This window comes from Mangrovibacterium marinum, assembly GCF_003046625.1.
GTDB classification, from domain to species: domain Bacteria; phylum Bacteroidota; class Bacteroidia; order Bacteroidales; family Prolixibacteraceae; genus Mangrovibacterium; species Mangrovibacterium marinum.
Window position 1 is genome coordinate 114,778 of the sequence record NZ_QAAD01000007.1, and the last position, 13,149, is coordinate 127,926.

The following is a 13,149-nucleotide window of genomic DNA, read 5'->3' on the forward strand; positions in this document are numbered from 1 at the left end:
TCTTTTGTGTTTTTTTTGCTTGATTACAATTTGCGGATAAGTGAAAGCCCGTCGCGCAGGGGAAGGATGACCTGGCGTACGCGCTGGTCATTTTTTACCATCTCGTTAAACTCGAGAATGCCAATTGTCTGGCTGTCGCGCTGGTCAACTTCCTGCACCACCTTGCCGTCCCATAAAATATTGTCAGCCAAAATGTAGCCTCCCGGGCGCAGCTTGTCGAATACCAGCTCGTAGTAGCGGCAATACTCGCGTTTGTTGCCATCCAGAAAGATAAAGTCGAAGGTTTCGTTAAGTGTCGGGATAATCTGGCAGGCATCGCCGATGTGTTGCTTGATCTGATCCTGCAGACCCGCTTTGGCAAAGTATTTTTGAGCGATCCATTCCAGTTCGTCATTCAGCTCAATGGTGTGTAATATGCCGTCATCGCTTAGTCCTTTGGCCATGCACAAGGCTGAATAACCGGTGAAGGTGCCGATTTCGAGGATTCGTTTCGGGCGGATCATCGTAGTCAGCATTTCGAGCAGTAAGCCCTGAATGTGGCCCGAAAGCATTCGCGGGCGGAGGATGCTGATGTTGGTTTCCCGGTTTAGCTCGTATAGCACCTCGTCTTCCGGGCTGCTGTGATCGTCGATATATTTTTCGAGTTCGAAATTATTCTCCATTACTCATAAATTAATAAGCTCAGTGCTTTCTCGTCCAACACTTCGTTGGCAATATCCAGCAGCTGGCTGTCCGAAATTTTTTCTATTTTCTGATAAATCTCCGGCAGGCTGTCGATCTTGTTGTATAGCAAAAAGCTTTTGCCGAGGGTCAGCATCAGATCGTCGCGGTTTTCGCTCGAAATGGCAATCTGCCCGATCAGTTGCTTTTTTGCTTTGCTAAGCTGCAGAGCTCCCAGCCGCTTTTCCCGGATTAGTTTGAACTCTTTCTTCACCAGGCGAATGGCCTTTTCAAGGTTTTCTTTGTCGGTTCCGAAGTACACGTTAAACTGCCCGGTATCCGAATAGGCCGTATAGTTCGACTCCACATTGTAAGCCATACCATTGCGTTCGCGTAAACTCAGGTTCAGGCGCGAGTTCATCGATTGTCCCCCCAGAATGCTATTCAGCAAAACCATGCCCATACGTTTGTCGTCCTGCGCATTGTAGGCTATGTTGCCCATCACGCAATGCGCCTGATAGGTGTCCATGGCGATTCGCTTAACGGCGGGCTGATAGCCCGTGAAAAGCTGGCGCTGGTGCGAGCGGGCCTTAGCTGGTATGTCGGCAAAGTATTTTTCGGCTAAAGTCTTAAAACGGGCAAAGGGAATGCTGCCAACCGAGGCAAGCACCATTTCGTCAGTATGGTAGTTGTTCTCGATAAACCGCAGAACGTCGGTTCGTTTGAAGGACTTGACCAGCTTGGGGGTACCCAGAATGTTGCGGGCAATGGGGTGGCCGGCAAAAAGCAGCTCGTCGAAGTCGTCGAAGATAAGCTCCGACGGGCTATCCTTATACGAATTAATTTCTTCGATAATCACTTCTTTTTCTTTCTCAAGCTCTCGTTCGGGGAAGCTGCTGTGGCGTATAATATCGCTGATCAGCTCCATGCTTCGGCTGTAGTAGCGGGCCAGGAAGGTGGCATAAACGGCCGTTTCCTCCTTGGTGGTATAGGCGTTAATTTCGCCACCCACGTCCTCGATCCGGCTTAGCACGTGGTAGGCTTTGCGCTTTTGGGTGCCTTTAAAAATAACATGCTCAATAAAATGGGCTATGCCTTGTTCGTGGTCCAGCTCGTCGCGCGAACCAGTGTTGAGAATAACACCAAAATGAGCAGCCGGCGACTCCACCTGTTGGTGGATGAGCCGGATTCCGTTGGGTAATATGCAGCTGTCTATCTTCACTTCAAATTCAATTGGAGTGCAAAAGTAGAAATACGTGAAATAAATGCAATCGATAATTTCATGAAAAAGAGATATTTCTAAGCAATGCGCCTGGGAAAATTCTGCGGCCCTTCATTTTTTATTTTGAAGTATAAATTTTTGCCCTATATTTGCAACCGCAATTGCGAAACAAAGCAATAGCATACCAACGGTGCCATAGCTCAGTTGGTAGAGCAATGGACTGAAAATCCATGTGTCCCTGGTTCGATTCCAGGTGGCACCACCGAAAAGAGGAGTAACGAAAGTTGCTCCTTTTTTTTTCGTTTATGTGGCCCGCTATAAAGCGCCACAACTTTTCCGATTGATCCCCGACTCCTCCCTGTAAGTTTTGGCGTTTTTGGTGTTCGCACTCATTTTCTGTATCTTAAAAGGGAATCGATTAAAGGAGTTGCTTATGTCACATCGAAAATCCGGACGTAAAAAGGAACATTCATATAAAAGTAAGGCCATAGAGCTGGCTCGGGACAAGCTGAAAGAAGAGCAGGAAAAAAGTCAGCGGGAACGAACGCCTTTCCTCGGCCTTCAGATTATACCCAAAGCAACGTATTATGACGAATCGGCAGGGCATGTGCCCGGAGAAAGTAATTGGAAGAAATGGGGATTTGATCTTCATCCGCAAGTAGCTTTAATTGCCGGAGGACTCGTTATTGCCTTTATTGTGCTAACGCTTACCTTCCACAGTGGTGCTGAAGATTTTTTTGGCAAAGTGCTTCGTGGTATAGGCGAGAATTTTGGTTGGTTGTATATCCTGGCTGCAAACTTCTTTGTTGTTGTTATGGTTTTTCTGGCAACAAGCAAGTATGGCGGCATAAAAATCGGTGGTCCCGATTCGGTTCCGGAATTCAGCACTTTTAGCTGGTACGCCATGCTGATCAGTGCCGGCATGGGAATTGGGCTGATGTTTTGGGGAGTAGCTGAGCCTATCAATCATTATATTGATCCTTCGCCCATGTTTGGTGTTGAGGCAAACTCGCCGGAGGCCGCTCAAAGTGCTTTGGGAGTCACCTATTTTCACTGGGGGATTCATCCCTGGGGAATTTACTCGCTGGTTGGTTTGTCGTTGGCTTTTTTTGCATACAACCGGGGCTTGCCGCTGACAATACGTTCTGTTTTTTATCCCTTGCTCAAAGATCGGATTTATGGATTCTGGGGAAACTTAATTGATATCCTCTCGGTTTTAGCGACGCTTTTCGGATTGGCAACTTCCCTCGGGCTTGGCGTGAAGCAGGTCGCATCGGGTTTAAACTACTTGTTTGGAATTCCGAATACAACAGAGTATGCGGTGTTGTTTATTGCCATTATTACCGCTTTTGCCACCTTGTCGGTTGTTGCCGGCCTGGATAAGGGCGTCCGCCTTTTAAGTAATATCAACCTTTATGTTGCCGGATTATTTATGTTATTTCTCATTCTGGTGGGGCCAACGGTGTACATCATGAAAGCTTTTACCCAGAATATTGGCTTTTATCTGGAAAAGCTCCCTCAAATTAGTTTTTGGGTTGAAACCTACTACGGAGCCGAGGGAAGTAACTGGCAAAATTTCTGGACGATCTTTTACTGGGGATGGTGGATCTCCTGGTCACCCTTTGTGGGAATGTTTATTGCTCGGGTTTCGAAAGGAAGAACGGTACGCGAATTTATTGCCGGGGTGATGATCCTTCCTACATTACTATCTTTTTTGTGGATGTCGGCGCTCGGTGGTTCTGCCTTGAATTTGCAAACGTTGGGAATGGCCGACATTGCTTCAGCAGTCAAGGAAAACGTATCGACGGCTTTGTTCGTGATGCTCGAGTCACTTCCATTGTCAACAATCACCTCTATGATCGGAATCATTCTGGTCGTCATCTTTTTTGTTACTTCATCAGACTCCGGCTCCTTGGTGGTTGATCACCTGACTTCGGGCGGAAAGCTCGATTCGCCTGTTCCTCAGCGAATATTCTGGGCTGTGATGGAGGGTGTTTGTGCTGCGGCTTTATTGTTAGGCGGGGGCTTAACTGCTTTGCAGAGTGCATCGGTGGCAACGGGACTTCCTTTTACTATAATCTTACTGGTTATGGTGTATAGCCTTTATCAAGGGTTACAGCAGGAGTACTACCACGCAACCATCATCAAAAAGATAGATCCGGATGTGGAGAACTTTGAAGTTCCGTTTAAAGAATCCGAAAAAGAGGTGGAGAAGAAGAAAAAAGAGAAAAAGGAAAAATAATTGTGTCGTCGAGTTTTGGCGTAGCTTGCGGGTAAGTGATTGATAATTTGTCCGCTTGTGAAATAGGCATCGAGCGAGGTGATTTATTTTTTTAAAGGAAATAAAAAAAGCCTGCGGAACTCTAAATATTTCTACTATATTTGCCACCGCTTTTGCAAAACAACGCATCAGCATACCAACGGTGCCATAGCTCAGTTGGTAGAGCAATGGACTGAAAATCCATGTGTCCCTGGTTCGATTCCAGGTGGCACCACCGAAAAGAGGAGTAACGAAAGTTGCTCCTCTTTTTCGTTTATCGATTTGGTGTAACCGGCGCGTTTCGGAACACTTCTAACGTGTACTTTTCGATGTAAATGAGATGACGATTTTTAGGAGGGGGAATTTGATGGCTATTGCATCTCTTTGGCTTGTGTATTGAAATTGTAGTTAGCGGAATAAATCAAAATGGGTGCCGGTACCAACTAAGGTTATTACCTTGTTTGTTTCATCTTTAAGCCAAATAAGTAGCCAATCGGGTTTAACGTGGCATTCCCAGTACCCGCTAAGATTCCCGCTTAATAGGTGAGGTTTGTTTGTGCGGGGTACCGTCCCCGTTTTTTCAAGTTGCTTGATTAATTCGTCCAGGGCTGAGATGCCTAACCTGTGTTTAATGCAGCGTTTGTAATCTTTCTTAAACGTACCCGTAAAAACTACTTCAAACATTATTCTTTCAATTTCTTAAGCAAGTCCGTCGCGCTCTTCGCCCGAATAACCTTGCCGGACTTTGCCTCCGACATTGACTTTTTCAGGCTAGCAGATGGTTTTTGCTCATCATTAAACTCAACGTAGTCGAGTGTTTTCAGGTACTCAATTAGTTTTTTCCCCTTAGTTGTGCGTTCGTTAATAGTTACAGTTGTCATAATTTTACGTTTTTAACAAATGTACTACTTTTTTACGATTGCTGTGCTGACCGGCTGTTCCCTTCAAATAAATCCAATTTTAACATTTCTTGGCAGGCCTTAGCCGGAATCGGTTATATCTTTGCTTAATGCCATGAAGGCAATAATTCAGTGTTCTTTTTCATCGAAAGTTGGGTCACGAGACGAAAGGATGGAAGACCATTTGGGGGCAATAGTGCGGAACAGTTGAGGGGCTTTCGAGCATGGTCGCTGATGGCTGCCGGAGATTGAAAAATTTCCTGCGGTCGAAAAAAAATTTCCTGCGCAGGAAATTGGAATTATCTGCGCAGGAAATTAGCAACGGCACAGCATGAAATTTTTAACGCCTGCACGCCCGATCGGGCTTGATGCTGCACTTCGCTTATGAAATGACTTTCCCGGCGATAGTCAAACGCTCATTCGATTTGTTTCGTCGTTTCTGAACGATTTGCGGATTGACTGGTTTCTGATTAGGCGGTCTTAGCTTACCGCGAGGCATTACTTCGTATAATTTCAGCGTTTTGCTTAAGGGGTATGTTGAAGGACAATGGGGATTAGTTGTAAGATGGATTTAAAGCTTGAAAGAATGAAGTATTTTTTTCTGATCGGTTTGTTTAGTGTGGTGTTGTTTTTCTCCTTCCTGGGAGGAACAAGTGTGTTTCAGGTTGCAGAGGCGCGTAATGCCGAATGTGCTCGCGAGATGATGGAAAATAATGAGCTGATTGTGCCAACCTTTAATGGTGAGCTGCGCACCGACAAGCCGGCTTTGGAGTACTATGGAATGATGGCCGGTTACTATTTGTTTGGCGTTAATGAACGGGGAGCGCGTTTCTTTTCGGCCTTATGCGGACTGTTGGTGGTGCTGGCTACTTTTTGGATTGCCCGCCGCCATTGGGGCGAGAAGGCTGCCTGGTGGTCGGCGCTTACGCTCTTAGCTTCGATGCATGTTATTGTTCAGTTTCGGCTGGCTACGCCCGATCCGTATCTGATTCTTTTTCATACGCTTTCAATCTATTTTTTTTATGAAGGGTGGTTATCCCGGCAGTGGAAATGGTATGTCATGATGTATGTTGCCCTGGGGCTAGGCATTTTTGCCAAAGGGCCTGTGGGCTTGTTATTACCGGGCTTCACCTTTCTGCTGTTCATGCTATTTACAAAAACATTGACCTGGAAACGCCTGATGGAGCTAAAACCGTGGTGGGGTATTTTTATCGTGTTGCTGGTAGCTGCTCCCTGGTATTATGCCGTAGCGGTAAAAACCGGTGGCGCGTGGACGAAAGCGTTCTTTCTGGAGCACAACCTGAATCGTTTTGATGCCGGATTAGAGGGACACCGGGGATCGTTCCTCTTGCCTTTTCTTTTTCTGCTGGCAGGTTTGTTGCCTTTTTCAGCTTTTATTTTTCGCGCATTAAAGGGTGTTTGGACACAGCGAAAAACGAATCCTCTATTGTTGCTGGCCGGATTGTCGGCTTTGGTTGTTGCTGTTTTTTACGCCTTGTCGCAAACAAAACTGATTAATTATACTTCGCCGGCTTATCCCTTCCTGAGTTTGGCAATTGGCTATTTCGTGGCCGGCTTGCCTGCCGATCGGGAATCGCTTCGTAAGTCGCGGATCGAAACTTACGCCATGGTGGTTTTATCGTTAATGCTGCCGGTTGGTGTTTATTTTTTTGTGGCCAATACGGCTCCTTTGCAGCGGGTTGGGTGGATTTCATGGTTTTTGTTACTGCTGCCGCTTGGGGCAATCAGCGCGCTGGTGGTACGAAAAGCATCCGTCAACAAGAGTCTGACAGCAATTGCGCTCGCTTTTATGGCTACGACACTAATCATCTTCTGGAAGCCCTTGCAGGTGATTGATGATCAGTCGCCGATTCAGAAATACCGCGCGTTGGTGCATGTTCATCCGGAGGTTGTGGCTTATAAGGATTTCGACCATGGTTTTGCGTTTTATGCTCAGCGAAGAATTCCTGTTTTTCAAACCGAGCAGGAGTTGGAGGATTACCTGACGGTACATACCGATGTTTTGGTGCTTACACGGGCTCGGGATCTGACTTATATGTCTGCTGTCCCCAATCTCAGTTGTATTGGCATCGACCACGATTTGTTTAGCCGGCACTCTACCGGAATCTATCATCAGTGTCCGACTCATTCCGAGTAGCTTACGTTTATGGGGAAGGTGTGGATTTAAGGCGGAGAAGTATTGTGGGACGGAGGCAACCCTGCCAAAGCTTTAAGAACACGTTTCGGCTTGCGGCTTTTCGATAACGCTTGGGCGGCCTCTCGCTGTCTTATCGAACTGTTATAAAACTCCTCATTTGCGGACATCATTAGTGCATTTTGGCTATATTTATGTTTTCGAAGCGACTTTGCACGGCAGGTTTCTATTAAAGGTTGTTTTCCTCGGTATCTTCACAAGGCAGACCAGCCGGCAGGCTCGCTTTTGTGCCGTTTCGAAGCTCCCGGAAACCGCTGTCGCTGCAAACAAATTTGACCAATCGAACTAAAGACCTAAGTATGAGAAAGCGAAATGAAGAGGATGGGGATGTTCTCCTTACTGCTGAAGATATAAACAGCAGTATACTATTTGAAGTTGCCTGGGAAGTTTGTAACCAGGTTGGCGGTATTTACACGGTGATTCAGTCGAAAGTACCTGCGTCAATTAAAAAATGGGGCGATAATTACTTTGTTATCGGACCGTATTACAACAATCAGGTGTCCACCATTTTTGAGTCGGAGCCGGATCCCGAAGGTTGTGTTGGTGAGGTGCTGAAGCAGATGCGCGAAAAGGGGTTTCAGGTACATTACGGGCGGTGGCTGATTGCCGGAAAACCGAAAACAATTTTGTTTGATGCCTGCGCCATTGAGCACCTTTGGGGGAATTTTAAATACCTGTATTGGGAGCATCACGGCATTTCCATTCCCGATAACGACGATTTGGCGAACAAAGGACTGGCTTTTGGCTTCCTCGTCTTTGAGTTTTTTCGCTTGCTGGCGGAACGCGAGGATCTGGATCAGCAAATCATCGGGCATTTTCACGAATGGTTGGCCAGTGCCGGCATCCCGGAGATTCGGCGATTTGAGCTTCCGGTAAAGACGGTTTTTACCACCCATGCAACCATGTTGGGGCGCTATCTGGCCATGAATGATTCTCAGTTTTATGATAATCTTCCTTTTTACGATTGGCAAAAGGAAGCCAACCATTTTAACATCCGGCATATTGTCGATATCGAACGGGCTGCGGCACATGGTTCGCATGTCTTTTCCACTGTCAGCGAAATTACAAGTGCTGAGTGCGAACATTTGCTGGGCCGCAAACCCGATGTCATTCTTCCCAACGGATTAAATATCGAACGGTTTGAAGTGCTGCACCGCTTTCAGAATACCCACCTGGAAAATAAGCAGAAGATCAACGAGTTTGTCATGGGGCACTTCTTCAATAATTATTCATTCGATCTGGATAATACGCTTTACTTTTTTACTTCCGGTCGCTTCGAGTTCTACAACAAGGGATACGATTTAACCCTGGAAGCGCTGGCTCGCTTGAACTGGAAGATGAAAGAAGCGAATATCGACAAGACCGTTGTTTTCTTTTTCATTACCCGCAATCCTTATTCATCCATAAATCCGGGCTTGTTGCAGGCCCGGGCGTTGCTGGAAGAGATCCAGCGCAATTGCGACGATGTGCAGAAATCGTTGGCAAAGCTGTATTTCGAAAAGATGATCAGCAGCCGCAATGGAGTCGACATTTGTGATATGACGGAGTTGGTCGACGAGTATAAGCTGATTCGTCTGCGGCGAAACCTGAAGTCGTGGCGCACCAACCAGATGCCGCCGGTGGTCACTCATAATCTGATTGATGAGGGGAAAGATCCGATCATGAACTTCCTGAAAATGGCACATCTGCTGAATTACGCCGAGGATAAGGTGAAAGTGGTCTATCATCCCGACTTTATATCGACCGAGAACCCGCTTTGGCGGATGGAGTATTACGATTTTGTTCGAGGTTGCCACTTGGGGATTTTCCCCAGCTATTACGAGCCGTGGGGCTATACACCCCTGGAATGTTGTGTTAGCGGACTTCCTTCGGTGACCTCCGACTTGTCGGGATTTGGAGCCTACGTGGGCAGCGATCCCGAAAAAGCCGAACACGCCGGAGTCGATGTCATTTCAAGGCAACATCGTTCTATGGCTGATGCTGCCGAAGATTTGGCAAACCGAATGTTCGAATTTACGAAGCTGGATCGGCGGGAGCGAATTGTGCAACGAAACCGGATTGTGGAGTCGTCCTATATGTTCGACTGGCAGGAGCTTGGCCGCCACTACGATGAAGCCCACAAGTTGGCCCTGATGAGTCGATAAGCTGGTGCAAAATGAAAATCAGGATACCGAGGGAATCAGCAACAAGGATGAAAGTTGAGAGCTTTCGGTTATCCGGTTATTGTCCCAAATAGGATCAAAACGAATTGATGATCGGGCGACGTGGCGTTCATCGATTTTCACCGAGAAGAAACAGAAAAAACGGCAGCCTTTAAGCTGTCGTTTCTTCTTCGAGCTGGTGAACCAGCCGTGCGTATTTCCCGCCCTTTTTGAGCAGTTCGTTGTGTGTGCCTCGTTCAATAATTTGTCCTTGCTCGAGCACTAAAATTAAATCCGAGTTTTTAATGGTGCTCAGCCGGTGGGCAACAGCGATGACCGTTTTGCTGGCAAAAATATTTGCAATAGCCTGCTGAATGTATTGCTCGGTTACTGAATCCACTGCACTGGTCGCTTCGTCGAGAACGATCAGTTCGCTGTTTCCGCAAATTGCCCGGGCAAACGATATGAGTTGTGCCTGTCCTTTGGAGAGGTTGTCGCCATTATCCTGGATGACAAAATCGTAGGTGTTGGGTAAATTCCGGATAAAACGGTCGGCGTAAACAAAGGAAGCGGCTTGCTCAACATCGGCTTGTGAAACTCCCGGTCGGTTGAGGCCAATGTTGAACGCAACCGAATTGTTGAACATGAAAATATCCTGTTGCATCACCGAGATGCTTTCCCGCAATTGCGACAGCGGGATGTCGCGTAGCTCCCGACCGTTTATGCGGATTGATCCCCGGTAGCCGGTGTAGGTTTTCGCCAACAGCTTGATGATGGTCGATTTGCCCGAACCTGTTGTGCCCACCAGCGCCAGACGGTCTCCTTTCTGCAGTTTGAAGGAAACATCGCTCAGCACATCCGGCCCATTGGGCGAGTAGCTAAAATAAACCGCTTCGAACTCGATATCCTGCAAAGCAATGGGGCGGGGCGTTGTTGAAACTTCTGCCAGATGGGGTTCTTCCACCTCTTGCTCGTAAAGGTCGCTAACATGTTCCAGGGCCGATAAGGCTCGTTGGATGGTAGATACTTGCTGGGCAAATTGTTTCACCGGAATAAATAAGCGCTCCAGGGTTGTGATAAAGACGATGAGCACCCCAATGCTGAAGGCGCCATCCCAAATCTGAATGGCCCCGTACCAGAGCACCAGCGCCGTGGCAACCGAGGTAATGCCCTCCACGATCGAGTAGAGGGCCGAGTCGTACACGTTGGAATTGTTCTGTGCATCGCAAAAATCTTTATTCAACTGATCGTATTTGCCGAAAGATTCTTCCTGGGCCGCATAAAGCTGAATGGTTTTCATTCCGTTGAGCGATTCCTGCAGGTAGGCCGCCGATTTGGCCAGACTGGTGCGCGAAGCATTGTAGGCAAGTCTGATCTTTTTACGCAAATAGCGCATGGCCAACACGATGAAGGGAACCACCAAAAGCAAAACTAGAGTTAACTGCCAGTTGAGGTAAAACAGGTAGCCAACAAGCGCCATGGTTTTAATACTGTCCGACAGCAGGCCCAGGATACCGGCAGCAAACGATTCCGAGATCGCCTCCATATCGCTGGTCAGGCGCGAGAGGGTGACACCAATCGGTTTTTTGTCGAAATAGCTTAACGGAAAGCGCAGCGATTTGGCAAACAGCTGCCGACGGATGTCCACAATGGCCAGGCCTCCGGCTTTTGAAAAGGAGTAGCTGTAAATGCCATCGAACAGCAGGTTAAGGAAAAGCACCACGGCCAGCAAAAGAATCTGGATTTTGAGTCCTTCCACATTGCCGGGCACGATGTAATGATCCACAATGTTTTCAACCAGCCACAAAAAGGCGATTCCGGCAATGGTGGTGATGGGGATTGAGAAAATACTTAGTACCAGCCATTTTTTATGAGGCGCAAATTGGCGGCCGAAGCGTTTGAGCAGCTGCCAGTCTTTACTTTTGAAGAAGTTTTTATTTTGCTGTGCCATCGTTTTCGTTTAATGTTCTTTTTGAAGTTTGGCAATCTCCCGGTAAAAGTCCGATTGTTGTTCCAGCTCTTTGGGGCTTCCCTGGGCGGCAATCCGGCCTTCTTCCAGCACAATAATGTGATCGGTCTTTTCCAACACGCTGATGCGGTTCGAGATGATCACCAGGCTTTGGGCGGCATTGTTTTCTACCACTTGTTTGATCAGGAAACGCTCGGTGTCGGTATCCACAGCCGAGAACACATCGTCGAGGATCAGCAGCTCGCAGGGGGTGTAGAGCGCACGTGCCAGACTTATGCGCTGTTTTTGTCCGCCCGAGAGCATGATCCCCTTTTCGCCCACCAGCGTTTCTTCTTTTTGGGGGAAACGCGCCAGCTCGTCGCGAAAGGCACTGCGGTAAATCACCTCGTCGAAATTATTTTGTTGGCGAGCATCCGCCGAGCCGAACTTTACATTGTTCTCGATGGAGTCGGAAAAGAGGAACACCTCCTGGCTCACCGTTCGGGCTATCGTCCGGATATCGTCGCTGCGAAGGTCGGTGGCGTCTTTGGAACCAAAGAAGAGCATTCCTTTTTCGGGGCGCAGGTAACCGTTCAGGCAGTTGATCAGGCTTGTTTTGCCGGCTCCAACCTGGCCGGTAATACCAATCACCTGCCCGGGTTTAATGCTGAATGAGATATCCTCCAGAGCGGGTTTGTTGCCATTGTGGTAGGTGTAGCTGAGCTTTTCAAGCCGGATACCGTCTTTAAAAAGATCCGTCTTTTGGGTTTCCGCAATCGGCGCTTTGTCGTCGTCGGGGCCTTTGCGGGCCAGAATGGTCTGCACGCTGTCGATGCCAACCATGCCTTGCTGGAAGATGGTGAGCACCCAGCCCAGGCCCATAATCGGCTGGCTTAGCAGGGCGGCGTAAGCAATGTAGGCGGTCAGCTCGCCAATGGTAAAGCGTGCATCGATCACATATAAACCACCGACCAGCAAAACCAGTATTTTCAGAATTTGTCCCAGGTTGGACAGCAAGGGCATAATGAAGGAGCGAATGCCGGTGATTTTCATTCCTTCATCAAAAAGTTTGGTATTCTCCTGTTCAATTTCGTGCTCGGCATAGCCGTATATGTTGAAGCTTTTGATGACGCTGTTTCCGGAAAGGAAGGAAATGGTCTTGCCCGACAGACGCTGCAAGGTTCCCATGCGCAGGTGGGTGTACTTTACCATCACTGTCATGCCGATACGAACGATCACAAAAATGACAATCATCGGGATGATGCAGTAAAGCGTAAGGGCGGGCGCGAGCTGCCACATTTTATAGGGGGTGAGTGATAGCGACAGAATGATGTTGACAATCTGCAGGATGCCGAATCCGGTGATCATCCGGATGCCGTTGATGTCGTTATTGATACGCGAGATGACCGATCCGGTGGAGTTCTCGTCGAAATAGTCTTTGCCAAAGGACGACAGCTTGCGAAACATTTCCCCTTTCAGCCGGCGTTCAATCAGGCGCGCGGGCACAAAAATCAGGATGCGGGAAAGCGAGCGAACAACGATCAGGCTGATGGCCAGGCCGGCAATGATCAGGATGTTTGTGCGAAATAAGTCGGCGCCGGCCTCTTTGCTGCCCGCCATCAGGTCGATGGTGCGCTGGATGTAAACAGGTATGGTGACCGATACCCAAACGGTGAGTGCCAGGGCCAGGATGCCCCCGGTGTACCACCATCGGTAGCGGTGGGTGTGATGCAGAATAAACTTCAGTTTCGATTGCATGGAATTCGTATTCTCAGATTTTCAGATATGTCGGTTGCCCATTTTG

Annotated in this window: 9 protein-coding genes and 2 tRNA genes; 5 read left to right on the forward strand and 6 right to left on the reverse strand. The window is 48.0% G+C overall.

Features of this window, described 5'->3' with window-relative positions:
* Nucleotides 1-23 precede the first annotated feature (23 nt).
* Both C8N47_RS08540 and C8N47_RS08545 read right to left on the reverse strand, forming a co-directional pair.
* Nucleotides 24-662 carry an O-methyltransferase gene (locus C8N47_RS08540; RefSeq protein ID WP_107822127.1) on the reverse strand — a complete coding sequence of 213 codons (639 nt, stop codon included), beginning with the start codon at nt 660-662 and terminating at the stop codon, nt 24-26.
* Nucleotides 662-1,882 carry a M16 family metallopeptidase gene (locus tag C8N47_RS08545; RefSeq protein ID WP_107822128.1) on the reverse strand — a complete coding sequence of 407 codons (1,221 nt, stop codon included), beginning with the start codon at nt 1,880-1,882 and terminating at the stop codon, nt 662-664. The genes C8N47_RS08540 and C8N47_RS08545 overlap by 1 nt, the downstream gene beginning before the upstream one ends.
* Before the next feature lie 189 nt (nt 1,883-2,071).
* Between C8N47_RS08545 and C8N47_RS08550 the strand changes: the two genes are divergently transcribed.
* The 3 genes from C8N47_RS08550 to C8N47_RS08560 all read left to right on the forward strand — a co-directional run bounded on the left by C8N47_RS08550 (nt 2,072) and on the right by C8N47_RS08560 (nt 4,377).
* A tRNA-Phe gene (locus tag C8N47_RS08550) sits at nt 2,072-2,144 on the forward strand.
* 171 nt (nt 2,145-2,315) lie between these two features.
* Nucleotides 2,316-4,124, forward strand: a complete 1,809-nt coding sequence (locus tag C8N47_RS08555) for a BCCT family transporter (RefSeq protein ID WP_107822129.1) — start codon at nt 2,316-2,318, stop codon at nt 4,122-4,124.
* Between the two features lie 180 nt (nt 4,125-4,304).
* Nucleotides 4,305-4,377 (forward strand) — tRNA-Phe (locus C8N47_RS08560).
* Nucleotides 4,378-4,550: 173 nt separating this feature from the next.
* Here the strand turns inward: C8N47_RS08560 and C8N47_RS08565 are convergent.
* Together C8N47_RS08565 and C8N47_RS08570 are read right to left on the reverse strand one after the other, a co-directional pair.
* Nucleotides 4,551-4,826, reverse strand: a complete 276-nt coding sequence (locus C8N47_RS08565; protein ID WP_107822130.1) for a type II toxin-antitoxin system YafQ family toxin — start codon at nt 4,824-4,826, stop codon at nt 4,551-4,553.
* Complete coding sequence (locus C8N47_RS08570; protein ID WP_107822131.1) at nt 4,826-5,023, reverse strand: hypothetical protein; 198 nt, start codon at nt 5,021-5,023, stop codon at nt 4,826-4,828. Before C8N47_RS08570 ends, C8N47_RS08565 begins: the two co-directional genes overlap by 1 nt.
* Nucleotides 5,024-5,627: 604 nt before the next feature.
* On the opposite strand from C8N47_RS08570, the gene C8N47_RS08575 reads away from it, so the two are divergent.
* Nucleotides 5,628-7,199, forward strand: coding sequence for an ArnT family glycosyltransferase (locus tag C8N47_RS08575; RefSeq protein ID WP_170111340.1), 1,572 nt, complete (start codon nt 5,628-5,630; stop codon nt 7,197-7,199).
* A 356-nt stretch (nt 7,200-7,555) separates the two neighbouring features.
* Entirely contained in the window at nt 7,556-9,400 is a 1,845-nt protein-coding gene (locus C8N47_RS08580) for a glycosyltransferase family protein (RefSeq protein ID WP_107822133.1), read from the forward strand.
* 169 nt (nt 9,401-9,569) lie between these two features.
* On the opposite strand, the gene C8N47_RS08585 is transcribed toward C8N47_RS08580, so the two are convergent.
* Both C8N47_RS08585 and C8N47_RS08590 read right to left on the reverse strand, forming a co-directional pair.
* A complete protein-coding gene (locus C8N47_RS08585) occupies nt 9,570-11,348 on the reverse strand; it encodes an ABC transporter ATP-binding protein (RefSeq protein ID WP_107822134.1) in 1,779 nt (592 codons plus the stop codon).
* 9 nt (nt 11,349-11,357) lie between these two features.
* A complete protein-coding gene (locus tag C8N47_RS08590; protein ID WP_107822135.1) occupies nt 11,358-13,103 on the reverse strand; it encodes an ABC transporter ATP-binding protein in 1,746 nt (581 codons plus the stop codon).
* Between the last annotated feature and the right edge of the window lie 46 nt (nt 13,104-13,149).

Excerpts from the sequence above, each read along its gene's own strand:
- C8N47_RS08590 (WP_107822135.1), bottom strand. The coding sequence starts at position 13,103 with ATGCAATCGAAACTGAAGTTTATTCTGCATCACACCCACCGCTACCGA.
- C8N47_RS08540 (WP_107822127.1), bottom strand. The coding sequence starts at position 662 with ATGGAGAATAATTTCGAACTCGAAAAATATATCGACGATCACAGCAGC.
- C8N47_RS08555 (WP_107822129.1), top strand. The coding sequence starts at position 2,316 with ATGTCACATCGAAAATCCGGACGTAAAAAGGAACATTCATATAAAAGT.
- C8N47_RS08570 (WP_107822131.1), bottom strand. The coding sequence starts at position 5,023 with ATGACAACTGTAACTATTAACGAACGCACAACTAAGGGGAAAAAACTA.
- C8N47_RS08585 (WP_107822134.1), bottom strand. The coding sequence starts at position 11,348 with ATGGCACAGCAAAATAAAAACTTCTTCAAAAGTAAAGACTGGCAGCTG.
- C8N47_RS08565 (WP_107822130.1), bottom strand. The coding sequence starts at position 4,826 with ATGTTTGAAGTAGTTTTTACGGGTACGTTTAAGAAAGATTACAAACGC.
- C8N47_RS08580 (WP_107822133.1), top strand. The coding sequence starts at position 7,556 with ATGAGAAAGCGAAATGAAGAGGATGGGGATGTTCTCCTTACTGCTGAA.
- C8N47_RS08575 (WP_170111340.1), top strand. The coding sequence starts at position 5,628 with ATGAAGTATTTTTTTCTGATCGGTTTGTTTAGTGTGGTGTTGTTTTTC.